Here is a 16,009-nt window from a genome sequence, read left to right as displayed (position 1 = left end):
TCGCTGCACAAACCGGCCGCACGCCGCGACCAACGGCCCCCGCAGCCGTTTTGCCCGGCCGGACGGGCGCAATCAGGGTTTCCCTAGGCCAAGCGCGGTCATGTATGCTACGGCGCTTCCTGTCGCTCCGCTTCCAGCCCGTCCGGGCCGCGAAACGCCAACTTGGCGTCACCCGCCCCCGATGTCGCATCGAAGAGGACTGGGCCACCCCTATCCAGTACAAAAGTAGCCATGCACGAACACTATCAGCCCCGTGAAATCGAAGCCGCCGCCCAGTCGTTCTGGGATGAGCAAAAGTCCTTTGAAGTCAGTGAACAGCCAGGCAAGGAAACCTACTACTGCCTGTCGATGTTCCCTTACCCCAGCGGCAAGCTGCACATGGGGCACGTGCGCAACTACACCATCGGCGACGTGATCTCCCGCTACCAGCGCATGCAGGGCAAGAACGTCCTGCAGCCGATGGGCTGGGACGCGTTCGGCATGCCGGCGGAAAACGCCGCGATGAAGAACAACGTGGCGCCCGCCAAATGGACCTACGAAAACATCGCCTACATGAAGTCCCAGTTGCGCAGCCTGGGCCTGGCGGTGGACTGGTCGCGCGAAGTCACCACCTGCAAGCCGGACTACTACCGCTGGGAGCAGTGGCTGTTCACCCGCCTGTTCGAGAAGGGCGTGATCTACCGCAAGAACGGCACCGTGAACTGGGACCCGGTCGACCAGACCGTCCTGGCCAACGAGCAGGTGATCGACGGCCGCGGCTGGCGTTCCGGCGCGGTGATCGAAAAGCGCGAAATCCCGATGTACTACTTCAAGATCACCGCCTACGCGGATGAGTTGCTGGAGAGCCTCGACGAGCTGACCGGCTGGCCTGAACAGGTCAAGACCATGCAGCGCAACTGGATCGGCAAGTCCCGCGGGATGGAAGTGCAGTTCCCGTACAACGTCGACTCCATCGGCGAGACCGGCACCCTGAAGGTCTTCACCACCCGTCCGGACACCCTGATGGGCGCGACCTACGTCGCCGTGGCCGCCGAGCACCACCTGGCCACCCTGGCCGCGCAGAACAACCCTGAGCTGCAGGCGTTCATCGCCGAATGCAAGGCCGGCAGCGTCGCCGAAGCCGACGTCGCCACCCAGGAAAAGAAAGGCCTGCCCACCGGCCTGTTCGTCGAGCACCCGCTGACCGGCGAGAAACTGCCGGTGTGGGTCGCCAACTACGTGCTGATGCACTACGGCGACGGCGCGGTCATGGCCGTTCCGGCCCACGACGAGCGCGACTTCGAATTCGCCCAGAAGTACAGCCTGCCGGTCAAGTCCGTGGTGCGCACCAGTTCCGGCGACACCAACCCGGCCCCGTGGCAGGACGCCTACGGCGAGCACGGCACGCTGATCAACTCCGGCGAGTTCGACGGCCTGGACTTCGCCGGCGCGTTCGACGCCATGGAAGTTGCCCTGATCAAGAAAAACCTCGGCGCCTCGCGCACCCAGTTCCGCCTGCGCGACTGGGGCATCAGCCGCCAGCGCTACTGGGGCTGCCCGATCCCGATCATCCACTGCGGCGCCTGCGGCGACGTGCCGGTGCCGGAAGACCAGTTGCCGGTCGTGCTGCCGGAAGACGTGGTGCCGGACGGCAACGGCTCGCCGCTGGCGCGCATGCCGGAATTCTACGAGTGCGCCTGCCCGAAATGCGGTCAGCCCGCCAAGCGTGAAACCGACACCATGGACACCTTCGTCGAGTCGTCCTGGTACTACGCCCGCTACGCCTCGCCGCACTTCGAAGGCGGCCTGGTGGAAAAATCCGCGGCCGACCACTGGCTGCCGGTGGATCAGTACATCGGCGGCATTGAGCACGCCATCCTCCACCTGCTCTACGCGCGCTTCTTCCACAAGCTGATGCGCGACGAAGGCCTGGTGAGCTCCAACGAGCCGTTCAAGAACCTGCTGACCCAGGGCATGGTGGTCGCCGAGACCTACTACCGCCGTGAAGCCAACGGCGCGTACACCTGGTTCAACCCGGCGGACGTCGAGCTCGAGCGCGACAGCAAGGCCAAGGTCATCAGCGCCAAGCTGATCGCCGACGGCCTGCCGGTGGAGATCGGCGGCACCGAGAAGATGGCCAAGTCGAAGAACAACGGCGTCGACCCGCAGTCGATGATCGACCAGTTCGGCGCCGACACCTGCCGCCTGTTCATGATGTTCGCCTCGCCGCCCGACATGAGCGCCGAATGGTCGGACTCCGGCGTGGAAGGCTCGCACCGTTTCCTCAAGCGCGTCTGGCGCCTGGCCCAGGCCCACATCGTCCAGGGCCTGCCGGGCAAGCCGGACATCGCCGCCCTGAACGACGAGCAGAAGGCTGTCCGCCGCTCGATCCACCAGGCCATCAAGCAGGCCAGCCACGACGTCGGCCAGAACCACAAGTTCAACACCGCCATCGCCCAGGTGATGACCCTGATGAACGTGCTGGAGAAAGCCGCCCAGGGCACCGAGCAGGACCGCGCCCTGATCCACGAAGGCCTGGAGACCGTGACGCTGCTGCTGGCGCCGATCACCCCGCACATCAGCCACGACCTGTGGAACCGCCTGGGCCACGCAGGTCCTGTGATCGACGCCGCGTGGCCGGTGCTGGACGAAAGCGCGCTGGTGCAGGACAGCCTGACCCTGGTGATCCAGGTCAACGGCAAGCTGCGCGGCCAGATCGAAATGCCGGCCAGCGCCACCCGCGAGGAGATCGAAGCCGCCGCCCGCGCCAACGAGAACGTGCTGCGCTTCGTCGACGGCCTGACGATCCGCAAAGTGATCGTGGTGCCGGGCAAACTGGTCAACATCGTCGCCAGCTAATTGGATCGGGCGCCGGCTTTGGCCGGCGCCCTGTAAAACCTTTCGGGCCGCAGCGTCGGCCCACACGGTTTCAAGGGGAGCAACACAATGATCAAACGCAATCTGCTGGTGATGGGCCTCGCGGTCCTGTTGAGCGCCTGCGGTTTCCACCTGCGCGGCACCGGCACCACCGAACTGGCGATCAAGGAACTCGACCTGAGCGCCCGCAACGCCTACGGCGAGACCGTGACCCAACTGCGCCAGGTGCTGGAGTCCAGCGGCGTCAAGGTCGTCTCCGGCGCACCGTACAAGCTGTTCCTGGCCGACGAGCAGGAAAGCCAGCGCATCCTCAGCTATGCCGGCGCAGGCCGTACGGGCGAGTACCAGGTCAACACCGTGCTCAACTACGACATCCGCGGCGAAAACAACCTGCTGCTCAAGAGCGACAAGCTTGAAGTGCAGAAGGTGTTCATCCACGACGGCAACAACCTGGTGGGTTCCGACCAGGAAGCCAACGACGCCCGCCGCGAAACCCGCCGCGAGCTGGTTCAGCGCATGATGCTGCGCCTGCAGCAGCTCACGCCGGCCCAGCTGGACGACCTGCAGCGCAAGGCCAACGCCCGCGCCAAGGCGGAAGCCGACGCGCAGGAAGCGGCGCAGAAGGCTGAAGCGGAGACTCCGCGCCAGTCGCCGCTCGAACTGCCGCAGCAATAAGACGTCCGGGGCGCTCAGGCGCCCCGTTCGCTTTCTCTTATGAAGCTCGCTCCCGCCCAACTCGCCAAACACCTGCAAGGCACGCTCGCGCCGGTCTACGTCATCAGCGGCGACGACCCGCTGCTGTGCCAGGAAGCCGCCGACGCCATCCGCTCCGCCGCCCGCCGGCAGGGCTTCGACGAACGCCAGGTGTTCGCCGCCGACGCCAACTTCGATTGGGGCACGCTGCTGCTGGCCGGCGCCAGCCTGTCGCTGTTCGCCGAAAAGCGCCTGCTGGAACTGCGCCTGCCCTCCGGCAAGCCCGGTGACAAGGGCGCCGCCGCGCTCATCGAATACTGCTCGCGCCCGGCCGAAGACACCCTGCTGCTGATCAGCCTGCCCAAGCTCGACGGCAGCGCGCAGAAAACCAAGTGGGGCAAGGCCCTGGTCGAAGGTGCGCAGACCCAGTTCGTGCAGATCTGGCCGGTGGACGCCAACCAGTTGCCCAGCTGGATCCGCCAGCGCCTGTCCCAGGCCGGCTTGTCGGCCAGCCAGGACGCGGTGGAACTGATCGCCGCGCGGGTCGAGGGCAACCTGCTGGCCGCCGCCCAGGAAATCGAAAAGCTCAAGCTGATGGCCGAGGACGGGCAGATCACCGTCGAAACCGTGCAGGCGGCCGTGGCCGACAGCGCACGCTTCGACGTGTTCGGCCTGACCGACGCGATCCTCAACGGCGAAGCCGCCCACGCGCTGCGCATGCTCGAAGGCCTGCGCGGCGAAGGCGTCGAGCCGCCGGTGATCCTCTGGGCCCTGGCCCGGGAACTGCGCCTGCTGGCCAGCATCGCCCAGCAGTACAGCCAGGGCACGCCGCTGGACAAAGCCTTCAGCCAGTCCAAACCGCCGGTCTGGGACAAGCGCAAACCGCTGATGACCAAGGCCCTGCAACGCTACTCGGCCCAACGCTGGGCGCAACTGCTGCTCGAGGCCCAGCGCATCGATGCGCAGATCAAGGGCCAGGCACCGGGCTCGCCGTGGATGAGCCTGAGCCGGCTGTCATTGCTGATGGCCGGACAGCGCCTGCCCCTTCCGGCCGAATAGCGCCTTCAGCCGCTTTCGGCTCTGCGGACCTGTGGCTTGAGGCTTGAGGCTTGAGGCTTGAGGCTTGCAGCTTGCAGCTTGCAGCTCCCTAGCCACAGGACTACTTGATCGCCCCGGGCTTCTGCGCACTGGACAGATCGCCAACATCGGCAGATCATCTGCCGCGCAAAATCCACTCATCAGCGAGAACCCTCATGAGCAAAAAGCCATCGAAACATGGCCACAACAAAGCCAAATCCATCATCGCCCAACCCCTGTTCCGCAGCCGCCAGGAACGCCCGGCCAAGGGCAAAGGCAGCTACCGCCGCGAAGCCTTCCAGTCTAATAGCTGGGAGGCTTCTTACTTTCTGGCCGCGTGAAGCGCTACACCCCTTTGCCATGTTAAGGTCTGCACCTGATTCACATCCTCTGGACCTGTGCATGCCCCTTTGCCTTACCCGTCGTTGGCCCGTGCGCCAATTGATCGCCGCCACCAGCTTCGTGTTGCTGGTCGCCTGCGCGGAGAAACCCACCGCCGCCGACGCGCAACCGCTCCAGACCGCCCCCGTGGCCACCGCCCCGGCCATCGTTCCGCCCGTCGTGCCGTCCGGTGACGACCTCGACCTGCAACCGACCCAGACCTTCGCCGAATGGCAGGCAGGCTTTCGCAAGGACGCCCTCGCCGCCGGGATCCGCGCCGACGTGTTCGACCGCGCCTTCGCCAACGTCAGCTTCGACGCCAGCGTGATCCGCGCCGACCGCAGCCAGCCGGAGTTCGCCCGGCCAGTGTGGGAATACCTCGACGGCGCGCTCTCGCCGCTGCGGGTGCGCAAGGGGCAAGCCCTGATCAATCAGTACGCCGGCATCCTGCAGAGCATCGAACAGCGTTATGGCGTGGACCGCCAGGCACTGGTGTCGGTGTGGGGGATGGAAAGCAACTTCGGCCAGTTCCAGGGCAACAAGTCGGTGATCAACTCCCTGGCGACCCTGGCCTACGAAGGCCGCCGCCCGGGTTTTGCCCATGCGCAGCTGATCGCCGCGCTGCAGATCCTGCAGCAGGGCGACATCACGCCCGAGAAGATGCTCGGTTCCTGGGCCGGCGCCATGGGGCAGACCCAGTTCATCCCGACCACCTACAACACCCACGCCGTGGACTTCGACGGCGACGGCCGCCGCGACATCTGGGGCAGCCCGGCCGACGCCCTGGCCTCCACCGCGCATTACCTGCAAAGCTCCGGCTGGCAGCGCGGCCAGCCGTGGGGTTTTGAAGTGCAGTTGCCGAGCGGTTTCAACTACACCCTGGCTGACGGCGCCATCCGCAAGAGCGTCGCCGAGTGGCGCCAACTGGGCGTGATCCTGCCCAACGGCGGGCAGGCGCCGGCCGGTTCCGATCAGCTGTCCGCCGCCCTGCTGCTGCCGGCCGGCTACCGTGGCCCGGCGTTCCTGATCCTCGACAACTTCCGGGCGATCCTCAAGTACAACAACTCCTCGTCGTACGCCTTGGCGGTGGGTCTTTTGTCGGAGCGTTTCAACGGCGCCGGCCTGATCAGCGGCACCTGGCCCAAGGACGACCTGCCGCTGAGCCGCACCGAGCGGATCGAACTGCAGAACCTGCTCAGCGCACGCAACTACGACGCCGGCGCGGCGGACGGCATCATCGGCGCCAACACACGCAAGGCAATCCGCAGCGCGCAGCAGTCGTTCGGCTGGCCGGCGGACGGCTATCCGACGCACAAGCTGCTCGAAAGCCTGCGCGCCCAGTAAAACGCATCGCGGGCAAGCCCGCTCCCACAGGGATCGCACTGAACCTGTGGGAGCGGGCTTGCCCGCGAATTCGCGCTGACAGGCGCCGGATATTTACCGGCTGACCACATCCTGCTCCAGCAGCAACTCTTGCTTCCCGGCATCCAGCCGCACCAGCGCCCCCAGCGGCAAGGTCAGGTTCGGGTCGCAATGCCCGCTGCGCCAGCCCGACAGCACCGGAATCCGCAGCGGTTCGAAGGTCTGCCTGAGCAGGCGGTTCAACGCATCGGTCTCCACCCCCGCCACGTCCCCGACCAGAACGCCGCGCAACTTGTGCAGGTGACCACTCAGACGCATCTGGGTCAGCAGTCGGTCGATGCGGTACAGCGGCTCGTTGACGTCCTCGATCAACAGGATCACCCCTTCGGCGTCGATCTCGTAGGGCGTGCCCAGCGTGGATGCGATCATCGCCAGATTGCCGCCCAGCAGCCTGCCATGGGCGATGCCGGGCTCGACGGTGGTCAACGGCCAGGCCGCCGGGTGCGCGATCACGCTGCCGGCCTTCAGTTGGCCCCGCAGCATGGCGAAGAACGACGTGACCGTCGGCGGCTCCTTGTCGCCCAGCAGGTCGGCGTTGAGCAACGGCCCGTGAAACGTCACGAACCCCGCATAGCGGCTGATGGCGAGGTGCAACGCGGTGATGTCGCTGTAGCCGACGAACGGCTTGGCATGGCGCCCCAGCAGGTCGTAGTCGATGCGGTCGAGCAGGCGCGGCGTGCCGTAGCCGCCGCGCAGACAGATGATCGCGTCGACCTCGGGATCGGCAAACGCGGCGTGCAGGTCATTGAGGCGCACCTCGTCGCTGCCGGCCAGGTAGCCGTCCTTCTCGTAGACGCCGGGAAAGATCCGCAGCCCGTAGCCCCGGGCACGCATCCACTGCACCGCCTTGTCCGCGTCCAGCGTGCCCGGCCCTGCGGGCGCGATGACGCCGATCATCCCTTCGGACGGCAGCGCCGGCACGGGTCGGTGCGGAAAAAGGGTGTGGGTCGGTCGAACGGTCATCCATGGATCTCCCTGCGTGAAGTCGTGAGCACACAGTAGTCAGGTATGGCGACAAACAGAAGGGGCGCTGTCAGCCATCGGTTGCGGGAAAAGTCTCTGTCGAGCATAGGCCAGGCAAAAAAACGCCCGCCGGGCGCTTGGGCGCGGCGGGCGTTTTCGGCTCAGCGACGGATCAGGAACCCAGCAGCTCGGCCTTGACCAGTTTCGCCTGCTCGTCGGCGTGGTACGAGGAACGCACCAGCGGGCCGGACGCGACGTTCTTGAAGCCCATCTTGTAGCCTTCCTCGGCGAACCAGGCGAAGGTGTCCGGATGCACGAAGCGCTGCACCGGCAAGTGGCTGCGGGACGGCTGCAGGTACTGGCCCAGGGTCAGCATGTCGATGTCGTGCTCGCGCATGCGCTTCATGACCTCGATCACTTCGTCGTCGGTCTCGCCCAGGCCCAGCATCAGGCCGGACTTGGTCGGGATGTGCGGCATCATTTGCTTGAAGCGCTGCAGCAGGGTCAGCGACCACTGGTAGTCCGAACCCGGGCGCGCGGCCTTGTACAGGCGCGGCACGGTTTCCAGGTTGTGGTTGAACACGTCCGGCGGCTCGGCGGCGGTGATTTCCAGGGCGATGTCCATGCGGCCGCGGTAGTCCGGCACCAGGGTCTCCAGCTGCACGTTCGGCGACAGCTTGCGGATTTCGCGGATGCAGTCGGCGAAGTGCTGGGCACCGCCGTCGCGCAGGTCGTCACGGTCCACCGAAGTGATCACCACGTACTTGAGGCGCAGGTCGGCGATGGCGATGGCCAGGCTTTCCGGCTCGTTGACGTCCAACGGCTTCGGACGGCCATGGCCGACGTCGCAGAACGGGCAGCGACGGGTGCAGATGTCGCCCATGATCATGAAGGTCGCGGTGCCGCCGGAGAAGCACTCGCCCAGGTTCGGGCAGGAGGCCTCTTCGCAGACGCTGTGCAGCTTGTGCTTGCGCAGCAGGGTCTTGATGCGCTCGACCTCCGGCGAAACCGGGATGCGCACGCGGATCCAGTCGGGCTTCTTCGGAAGCTCCGTGGTCGGGATGATCTTCACGGGGATGCGTGCGACCTTCTCGGCGCCGCGCAGCTTGACGCCGGCTTCGACCTTGGCACGCGGGGCCGGGCGCTCGGTGACATCGAGCGTCGGGATCATGGTTTGCACTGCATCAGTAGTCATATCAGTCGATTCCGCCCGTCAGGGTCGTCTGCTCAGCATAGTCGAGGTGTTTGACGAGCTGCGCGCGCAGCCGGGCACTTACCTCGGCAAATTCAATCGATCCTGCGTGGTCGCTCAGCTGGGTCATGGCCAGCCCGGCGTAGCCGCAGGGATTAATCCGTCGAAACGGCTCCAGGTTCATGTCCACGTTCAGGGCCAGGCCGTGAAAGGAACAGCCGTGGCGAATCCGCAGCCCCAGGGATGCGATCTTCGCCCCGTCGACATAGACGCCGGGGGCGTCGGGCTTGGCCGCTGCGGTCACGCCGTAGCTGGCCAACAGTTCGATCAGGCATTGCTCCATGCGCGTGACCAGGTCCCGTACGCCGAACCCCAGCTTGCGCACGTCCAGCAGCAGGTAAGCCACCAGTTGGCCGGGGCCGTGGTAGGTCACCTGCCCGCCCCGGTCCACCTGCACCACCGGAATGTCGCCCGGCAGCAGCAAGTGTTCGGCCTTGCCGGCCTGGCCCTGGGTGAACACCGGCGGGTGCTCGACAAGCCAGACTTCGTCCGCGGCGTCGCTGCCGCGTTCGTTGGTGAAGCGTTGCATGGCATGCCAGACCGGCTCGTAAGCCATCTGGCCGAGTTCGCGAAAGCCCAGCGTGCCCGGCATCACAGCACCATGTGCACGAAACCGGTCGCCCGCAGTTCGCTGTTGATGTTGTACAGCTGATCCTGGTCGGTCGCCACGATGTGCAACTGGATGGTGGTGTACTTGCCGTTGCTGCTTTGACGTTCGTCCACACGCTCATCGTTGATCTTGGCGTATTTGCGGACGATGTCGATGATCTTGTCCTTGTTGCCCACGCCGGTGTCGCTGATCACCTTGACAGGGTAATCGACCTGGGGGAATTCGATCTTTGGCGCCTTTACTTCGGTATCGCTCATGGCGTAACGGCCTCGCAAGCCGTGCCAACGAGCATGGCCCCGCTCCGGGTTCGGAGCGGGGCCATGCAGGTCAACACTGGGATCAGTTGAACAAGCCGTAGAAGAATAGACGGATGCTATCCCACATGCGGCGGAAGATACCACCCTCCTCGACAGCGTCCAGGGCGATCAGGTCGGCGCTGTGCACCACCTTGTCGTCCAGTTTCACCTCGACTTTGCCGATCACGTCGCCCTTGGCGATCGGCGCGGTCAGCTGCGGGTTCATGGTCATGCTGGCGGCGAGCTTCTTCAGCTGGCCTTTAGGTAGGGTCATGGTCAGGTCCTCGGCCAGGCCGGCCTTGACCTGACCGGTGGTGCCCTTCCAGACCGGCGCCTGGGCCAGTTCGGTGCCCTTCTGGTAGAAGGTCTGGGTTTCGAAGAAGCGGAAACCGTAGGTCAGCAGCTTCTGGGTCTCGGCGGCGCGGGCCACTTCGCTGTTGGTGCCGAACACCACCGCGATCAGGCGCATGCCGTCACGCACGGCCGAGGACACCATGCAGTAGCCGGCTTCGTCGGTGTGGCCGGTCTTCAGGCCGTCGACGGTCTTGTCGCGCCACAGCAGCAGGTTGCGGTTAGGCTGCTTGATGCCGTTCCAGAAGAACTCTTTCTGCGAGTAGATGGCGTAGTGCGCCGGGTCTTCGTGGATGATCGCGCGGGCCAGGATCGCCATGTCATGGGCCGACGAGTAGTGCTCAGGGTTCGGCAGGCCGGTCGGGTTCATGAAGTGGGTGTTGGTCATGCCCAGGTCGGCGACGGTCTTGTTCATCAGGTCGGCGAACGCGTCTTCGCTGCCGGCGATGTGCTCGGCCACCGCGACGCTGGCGTCGTTGCCCGACTGGATGATGATGCCGTGCAGCAGGTCGCTGACGGTCACCTGGGAGCCGACCTTGATGAACATCCGCGAACCGCCGGTGCGCCAGGCGTTCTCGCTGACGGTCACCGGGTCGTTCTCGCCGATCTGGCCGCGACGGATCTCCAGCGTGGCGATGTACGCGGTCATCAGCTTGGTCAGGCTGGCCGGCGGCAGGCGCTGGTCACCGTTGTTCTCCACCAGCACGTTGCCGCTGCTGGCGTCCATGAGCACGTAGGATTTGGCGGCCAGTTGCGGCGGCGACGGCATCATCTCGGCCGCGAAGGCGGCAGGCGAGAGGAGCAGCGGGACTAGCAGGCACAGGCGTTTGGCAAAGGTGGTGATGTTCATCCGTCTCTCGAAATCGCTAATGGAAACTGCCCTTGCGGGCAAAACTAATCAGATGGCCTTCTCATCGGGCCATCGCGTGTTCAGTTGCTCACTCCAGTCACCCTTGCCGGGCTTTTGTTCTTCGACGAGCCAACAACCTGGTCCACCCCCCGAAACCGCAAGTGAACCGTCAATCAAGTCCTACGTTTTACTCTGTGACCACGCTCGGCGAACCGAGGTTGGCCAGGCGCACGCTGTTCTGCACCTGGGCGATCTCACCCGGCGATCCGATCGGCCCCAGCCGCACCCGGTGCAGGGTCTGCTGATTGCGCACGATCGAGCTGATGAACACCGGAGCGCTCACCATCCCGCTGAGCTTCGACCTCAGGAGTTCTGCAGCGTCCGGGTTGGCGAACGCGCCCACCTGCAGATACTGGCCAGACGCTGTTGCAGAAGCGTTTTTTTTTGCATCGAGCTGGACCGGCACGACGGCCGCGGCGTGCTGCTGCGGCGGAGGCGTCCACTGCTCGACGGTGCCGGCCGACGCCGTGATCGCCGGGGCGGCATTCTGCGCCACTTGCGGCTCGTTGAGCATCAGAGGCGCCGGACGGCCCTTGGCGGCCCACCATTGCTGCGGGTCGATGCCTTCGACCTTGACCCGCGCGGTGCCGATTTCGGCGTAGCCGAGCTTCTTGGCGGCCGCGTAGGACAGGTCGATGATCCGGTCCGAGTAGAACGGCCCGCGGTCGTTGACCCGCAGGATCACGCTCTTGTTGTTGTCCAGGTTGGTCACCCGCACGTAGCTGGGCAGCGGCAGGGTCTTGTGCGCGGCGCTCATGCCGTACAGGTCGTACACCTCGCCGTTGGCGGTGTTCTGGCCGTGGAACTTGGTGCCGTACCAGGACGCGGTGCCCTGGGCGACGTAGGTCTTGGATTCCTGCAGCGGGAAATAGGTCTTGCCCAGCACCGTGTACGGGTTGGCCTTGTAGGGGCCGGTGTGCAGGGTCGGGGTGGCGTCCGGGATGCGCGACACGTCGACGTCCCACCACGGCGCGCCGTCCTTGTGGGCCCGGTTGATGTCCAGGCCCGGCTGCGAGCGAACGGTGTTGGAAGCGGACTTCTGAGCCGGCGAGCGGCTGGTCGAACAACTGGCGACCAGCACCGCCAACGCAGCGAATGCCACCAGCTTCAGGGGTTTGTTGATAGGCAATGCCCGCATTACTTGACGCCCCGTGCTTGTACCAGCTGTTCAGACAGTTGATGTACGGCCATGGCGTACATCACGCTGCGGTTATAACGCGTGATCGCGTAGAAATTCTTCAGGCCCATCCAGTATTCGGGGCCGTTGTCGCCTTCGAGGCGGAACGCGGTGACCGGCATGTCGTCGCGCAGCGCATCATGACTCGACCAGCCCAGCGCCCGCAACTCCCCGACGGTTTTCGTCGGCTCGATGCCGGCGGTCAGGCCTTCGTCCACCTGCTCGCCCCGCACGTCCGCCCGGCTCACCACCGGCTCGCCGGCGACCCAGCCGTGACGCTTGAAATAGCTGGCGACGCTGCCGATCGCATCGTCCGGGTTGTTCCAGATGTTGATGTGGCCGTCGCCGTCGAAATCCACCGCATAGGCGCGGAAACTGCTCGGCATGAACTGCGGCAGGCCCATGGCGCCGGCGTAGGAGCCCTTGAGCGTCAACGGGTCGACCTGTTCCTCACGGGCCAGCAGCAGGAACTCGCGCAGCTCCTTGCGGAAAAACTCGGCACGGGGAGGATAGTCGAATCCGAGCGTGGACAAGGCGTCGATCACCCGGAAATTGCCGGTATTGCGTCCGAAAAAGGTCTCAACGCCGATGATCGACACGATCACCTGGGCCGGCACGCCGTATTCCTGCTCGGCGCGGGCCAGGGTGGCCTCGTGCTGGCGCCAGAAGTCCACACCGCGGGCGATGCGCGCGTCGGTGAGGAACATCGGCCGGTATTCCTTCCATTGCTTGACCCGCTCGGCGGGCTTGGAAATGGCGTCGAGGATCGACTGTTTGCGCTCGGCCTCGCGGAACACCGCCATCAGCTGCTCGCCGGCGAAACCGTAGTCGCGGGTCATCTCGCCGACGAACTCGGCCACCTGGGGCGAGCCTTCGTAATCACCGGCCAGCGCTTCCTGCGCGCCGCCAAGGATGCCCACCAGGCCGACCCACGGCATGTGCCGGGTCGCCCAGCCACGCATTGCTTGCATTGAACTGTTCACCTTATTCAAACCTGTGCGATCCACTTGCGGTGGGTATGGATCGACATCAAAACCCCAAACGCTGACAGCAGCGTCACCAGCGAAGTTCCTCCGTAGCTAATGAACGGCAACGGCACCCCCACCACCGGCAGCAGGCCGCTGACCATGCCGATGTTGACGAACACATAGACGAAGAACGTCATGGTCAGCGCGCCGGCCAGCAACTTGCCGAACAGCGTCTGCGCCTGGGCGGTGATCACCAGCCCCCGGCCGATCAGCAGCAGGTAGATCAGCAGCAGCGCGCAGATCCCCACCAGGCCGAACTCTTCGCCCAGCACCGCGATGATGAAGTCGGTGTGGCTTTCCGGCAGGAAGTCCAGGTGCGACTGGGTGCCCAGCAGCCAGCCCTTGCCGAACACGCCGCCGGAACCGATGGCGGCCTTGGACTGGATGATGTTCCAGCCGGTGCCCAGCGGGTCGCTCTCCGGATCGAGGAAGGTCAGGATCCGCTGCTTCTGGTAGTCGTGCATGATGAAGAACCACATGGCGACCGCCACCGGCACGGCGGCGGCCAGCACGCTGAGGATCCAGCGCCAGCGCAGGCCGCCCATGAACAGCACGAACGCGCCGCCGGCCAGGATCAGCAGCGAGGTGCCCAGGTCCGGCTGGCGCACGATCAGCACGAACGGCACGCCGATCAGCAGCAGGCTGATGCCCACATGCTTGAGCTGCGGCGGCAGCGTGCGCTTGGACAGGTACCAGGCGATGGTCGCCGGCATCAGGATCTTCATGAACTCGGACGGCTGGAAGCGGATCACTCCGGGGATGTTGATCCAGCGCGTGGCGCCCATGGCGTTGTGGCCCATGATGTCCACCACCATCAGCAGCACCACCCCGACCACGTAGCCCAGCGGCACCCAGCGCGCCATGAACCGCGGCTCGAACTGGGCGATGACGATCATCGACACCAGGCCGATGCCGAACGAGGTGGCCTGCTTGCCCAGCAGGTCCCAGCTCTTGCCGCTGGCCGAATACAGCACGAACAGGCTGCCGGCGGCCAGGATCAGCAGCAGCACCAGCAACGGGCCGTCGATGTGCAGGCGTTGCAGCAGCGTCGCGCGGCGACGCATCACATCCTCGCTGGAGAGCATGCGATCGAAATTATTCTTCACGGGCCGTAGCCTCCGCACTGATTGGGCTGGCGTATTCGGCCTTCAACCGTCCGTCCTGGTCCAAGAGCCAGGCATCCATGACCTGACGCACCACCGGCGCCGCGACGCCGGAGCCGGACTCGCCGTTCTCGACCATCACCGACACCACGATCCTGGGGTCGTCCGCCGGCGCGAAGCCCACGAACAAGGCGTGGTCGCGGTGACGCTCCTGCACCTTGGAGCGGTCGTACTTCTCGCCCTGCTTGATCGCGACCACCTGGGCCGTACCCGACTTGCCGGCGATCCGGTACTGGGCGCCGATGGACGCCTTGCGCGCGGTGCCCCGGGCACCGTGCATCACCTGCTGCATGCCGTGGTTGACCTTGGCCCAGTCCGACGGATCGCGCAGGACGATGTCCGGCATCGGGTTCTCGTCCTTGGGCTTCTCGCCCTCGATGGTCTTGGCCAGGTGCGGGCGGTTCCACACGCCCTTGTTGGCCACCAGCGCCGTGGCCTGGGCCAGTTGCAGCGGCGTGGACTGCATGTAGCCCTGGCCGATCCCCAGGATCAGGGTCTCGCCGGGGAACCAGGCCTGACGGCGGGTCGCCCGCTTCCATTCGCGGGACGGCATCAGGCCGGGGGACTCTTCGAACATGTCCAGCGAGACCTTCTGGCCGATGCCGAACTTGTTCATGTAGGCGGACAGCCGGTCGATGCCCAGCTTGTGCGCCAGGTCATAGAAGTAGGTGTCGTTGGAACGCATGATCGCCGTGTCCAGGTCGACGAAGCCGTCGCCGGTGCGGTTCCAGTTGCGGTACTTGTGATCGTAGTTGGGCAGCATGTAGTAGCCGGGGTCGAACACCCGGCTGGTCGCCGTCACCACGCCCGCGTCGAGGCCGGCGATGGCCACCGCCGGCTTGATGGTCGAGCCCGGCGGGTACAGGCCGCGCAGCACGCGGTTGAACAGCGGCCGGTCGATGGAGTCGCGCAGCTCGGCGTAGGCCTTGTAGCTGATGCCGGTGACGAACAGGTTCGGGTCGAAGCTCGGCTGGCTGACCATCGCCAGCACCTCGCCGGTGCGCGGATCCAGCGCCACCACGGCGCCGCGGCGACCGCCCAGCGCCGCTTCGGCGGCTTCCTGCAGCTTGATGTCGAGGCTCAGGACGATGTCCTTGCCCGGCACCGGATCGGTGCGTTTGAGCACCCGCAGCACACGGCCCCGGGCGTTGGTCTCGACTTCCTCGTAACCCACCTGGCCGTGCAGCTCGGCCTCGTAGAAGCGTTCGATGCCGGTCTTGCCGATGTGGTGGGTGCCGCTGTAGTTGACCGGGTCGAGGGTCTTGAGCTCTTTCTCGTTGATCCGCCCCATGTAGCCCACCGAGTGCGCGAAGTGCGCGCCCTGGGGATAGTGACGGACCAGTTGCGCGACCACTTCCACCCCCGGCAGGCGGAACTGGTTCACCGCGATCCGGGCGATCTGCTCTTCGGTCAGCTCGAACAGGATCGGCACCGGCTCGAACGGCCGGCGCCCCTGGCGCATGCGTTTCTCGAAGATCACCCGGTCCTCGGGCGTCAGCTCCAGCACTTCGACGATCACGTCGAGCACCTGCTGCCAGTCGCCGGAGCGCTCGCGGGTCATGCTCAGGCTGAAGCTGGGGCGGTTGTCCGCCACCACCACGCCGTTGCGGTCGAAGATCAGGCCGCGGGTCGGCGGGATCGGCTGGACGTGGACGCGGTTGTTCTCCGACAGCGTCGAGTGGTACTCGTACTGGATCACTTGCAGGTAATACAGCCGCGCAATCAGCACGCCGATCAGCATGACGATCGCAATGGCCCCGAACACGACGCGGCTGCGCACCAGACGTGCGTCTTTTTCGTGGTCCTTGATGCGGATCGGCTGAGACATGA

The 16,009-nt window shown here is 65.6% G+C and carries 14 protein-coding genes; 5 read left to right on the top strand and 9 right to left on the bottom strand.

Annotated elements, in window-relative coordinates; translation table 11 throughout:
* The first annotated feature begins 231 nt into the window (after nucleotides 1–231).
* The 5 genes from leuS to KVG96_RS00770 all read left to right on the top strand — a co-directional run bounded on the left by leuS (nucleotide 232) and on the right by KVG96_RS00770 (nucleotide 6,351).
* The gene (leuS, locus tag KVG96_RS00790; protein WP_217890460.1) at nucleotides 232–2,838 is read left to right on the top strand and encodes a leucine--tRNA ligase; all 2,607 of its coding nucleotides are present in this window, start codon (nucleotides 232–234) and stop codon (nucleotides 2,836–2,838) included.
* Between the two features lie 87 nt (nucleotides 2,839–2,925).
* Entirely contained in the window at nucleotides 2,926–3,531 is a 606-nt protein-coding gene (locus KVG96_RS00785; RefSeq protein WP_217890459.1) for an LPS-assembly lipoprotein LptE, read from the top strand.
* A gap of 39 nt (nucleotides 3,532–3,570) precedes the next feature.
* Nucleotides 3,571–4,608: a DNA polymerase III subunit delta gene (gene holA / locus KVG96_RS00780; protein ID WP_085585997.1), complete on the top strand. Its 1,038-nt coding sequence runs from the start codon at nucleotides 3,571–3,573 to the stop codon at nucleotides 4,606–4,608.
* Nucleotides 4,609–4,802: 194 nt separating this feature from the next.
* On the top strand, nucleotides 4,803–4,967 hold the full coding sequence (gene arfA / locus KVG96_RS00775) for an alternative ribosome rescue factor ArfA (protein WP_217890458.1): 165 nt from the start codon (nucleotides 4,803–4,805) through the stop codon (nucleotides 4,965–4,967).
* 61 nt (nucleotides 4,968–5,028) lie between these two features.
* Nucleotides 5,029–6,351, top strand: a complete 1,323-nt coding sequence (locus KVG96_RS00770) for a lytic murein transglycosylase (protein WP_217890457.1) — start codon at nucleotides 5,029–5,031, stop codon at nucleotides 6,349–6,351.
* Nucleotides 6,352–6,444: 93 nt separating this feature from the next.
* Here KVG96_RS00770 and KVG96_RS00765 read toward each other — a convergent pair whose 3' ends face one another.
* The 9 genes from KVG96_RS00765 to mrdA form a co-directional block, all read right to left on the bottom strand.
* Nucleotides 6,445–7,392, bottom strand: coding sequence for a S66 peptidase family protein (locus KVG96_RS00765; protein WP_217890456.1), 948 nt, complete (start codon nucleotides 7,390–7,392; stop codon nucleotides 6,445–6,447).
* A 172-nt stretch (nucleotides 7,393–7,564) separates the two neighbouring features.
* Nucleotides 7,565–8,587 carry a lipoyl synthase gene (lipA, locus tag KVG96_RS00760; RefSeq protein ID WP_085585989.1) on the bottom strand — a complete coding sequence of 341 codons (1,023 nt, stop codon included), beginning with the start codon at nucleotides 8,585–8,587 and terminating at the stop codon, nucleotides 7,565–7,567.
* A gap of 1 nt (nucleotide 8,588) precedes the next feature.
* A complete protein-coding gene (lipB, locus tag KVG96_RS00755) occupies nucleotides 8,589–9,236 on the bottom strand; it encodes a lipoyl(octanoyl) transferase LipB (protein WP_085585987.1) in 648 nt (215 codons plus the stop codon).
* Nucleotides 9,236–9,511 carry a DUF493 domain-containing protein gene (locus KVG96_RS00750; RefSeq protein WP_217890455.1) on the bottom strand — a complete coding sequence of 92 codons (276 nt, stop codon included), beginning with the start codon at nucleotides 9,509–9,511 and terminating at the stop codon, nucleotides 9,236–9,238. Before KVG96_RS00750 ends, lipB begins: the two co-directional genes overlap by 1 nt.
* Nucleotides 9,512–9,593: 82 nt before the next feature.
* Nucleotides 9,594–10,751, bottom strand: coding sequence for a D-alanyl-D-alanine carboxypeptidase family protein (locus KVG96_RS00745; RefSeq protein ID WP_217890454.1), 1,158 nt, complete (start codon nucleotides 10,749–10,751; stop codon nucleotides 9,594–9,596).
* Nucleotides 10,752–10,938: 187 nt separating this feature from the next.
* Nucleotides 10,939–11,949 carry a septal ring lytic transglycosylase RlpA family protein gene (locus KVG96_RS00740; RefSeq protein ID WP_217890453.1) on the bottom strand — a complete coding sequence of 337 codons (1,011 nt, stop codon included), beginning with the start codon at nucleotides 11,947–11,949 and terminating at the stop codon, nucleotides 10,939–10,941.
* Nucleotides 11,949–12,959, bottom strand: a complete 1,011-nt coding sequence (gene mltB, locus KVG96_RS00735) for a lytic murein transglycosylase B (RefSeq protein WP_085632381.1) — start codon at nucleotides 12,957–12,959, stop codon at nucleotides 11,949–11,951. The genes KVG96_RS00740 and mltB overlap by 1 nt, the downstream gene beginning before the upstream one ends.
* Before the next feature lie 17 nt (nucleotides 12,960–12,976).
* Nucleotides 12,977–14,080, bottom strand: a complete 1,104-nt coding sequence (gene rodA / locus KVG96_RS00730; protein ID WP_085586018.1) for a rod shape-determining protein RodA — start codon at nucleotides 14,078–14,080, stop codon at nucleotides 12,977–12,979.
* A gap of 31 nt (nucleotides 14,081–14,111) precedes the next feature.
* The gene (mrdA, locus tag KVG96_RS00725; RefSeq protein ID WP_217890452.1) at nucleotides 14,112–16,007 is read right to left on the bottom strand and encodes a penicillin-binding protein 2; all 1,896 of its coding nucleotides are present in this window, start codon (nucleotides 16,005–16,007) and stop codon (nucleotides 14,112–14,114) included.
* Nucleotides 16,008–16,009 lie beyond the last annotated feature (2 nt).

Origin of the sequence: Pseudomonas ekonensis, assembly GCF_019145435.1 — a bacterium.
Classification (GTDB): domain Bacteria; phylum Pseudomonadota; class Gammaproteobacteria; order Pseudomonadales; family Pseudomonadaceae; genus Aquipseudomonas; species Aquipseudomonas ekonensis.
This window is presented reverse-complemented; position numbering and strand designations above follow the sequence as displayed.

Coding starts and splice junctions, on each gene's coding strand:
- leuS (WP_217890460.1), top strand. CDS start 232: ATGCACGAACACTATCAGCCCCGTGAAATCGAAGCCGCCGCCCAGTCG.
- KVG96_RS00785 (WP_217890459.1), top strand. CDS start 2,926: ATGATCAAACGCAATCTGCTGGTGATGGGCCTCGCGGTCCTGTTGAGC.
- holA (WP_085585997.1), top strand. CDS start 3,571: ATGAAGCTCGCTCCCGCCCAACTCGCCAAACACCTGCAAGGCACGCTC.
- arfA (WP_217890458.1), top strand. CDS start 4,803: ATGAGCAAAAAGCCATCGAAACATGGCCACAACAAAGCCAAATCCATC.
- KVG96_RS00770 (WP_217890457.1), top strand. CDS start 5,029: ATGCCCCTTTGCCTTACCCGTCGTTGGCCCGTGCGCCAATTGATCGCC.
- KVG96_RS00765 (WP_217890456.1), bottom strand. CDS start 7,392: ATGACCGTTCGACCGACCCACACCCTTTTTCCGCACCGACCCGTGCCG.
- lipA (WP_085585989.1), bottom strand. CDS start 8,587: ATGACTACTGATGCAGTGCAAACCATGATCCCGACGCTCGATGTCACC.
- lipB (WP_085585987.1), bottom strand. CDS start 9,236: ATGCCGGGCACGCTGGGCTTTCGCGAACTCGGCCAGATGGCTTACGAG.
- KVG96_RS00750 (WP_217890455.1), bottom strand. CDS start 9,511: ATGAGCGATACCGAAGTAAAGGCGCCAAAGATCGAATTCCCCCAGGTC.
- KVG96_RS00745 (WP_217890454.1), bottom strand. CDS start 10,751: ATGAACATCACCACCTTTGCCAAACGCCTGTGCCTGCTAGTCCCGCTG.
- KVG96_RS00740 (WP_217890453.1), bottom strand. CDS start 11,949: ATGCGGGCATTGCCTATCAACAAACCCCTGAAGCTGGTGGCATTCGCT.
- mltB (WP_085632381.1), bottom strand. CDS start 12,959: ATGCAAGCAATGCGTGGCTGGGCGACCCGGCACATGCCGTGGGTCGGC.
- rodA (WP_085586018.1), bottom strand. CDS start 14,080: ATGCGTCGCCGCGCGACGCTGCTGCAACGCCTGCACATCGACGGCCCG.
- mrdA (WP_217890452.1), bottom strand. CDS start 16,007: ATGTCTCAGCCGATCCGCATCAAGGACCACGAAAAAGACGCACGTCTG.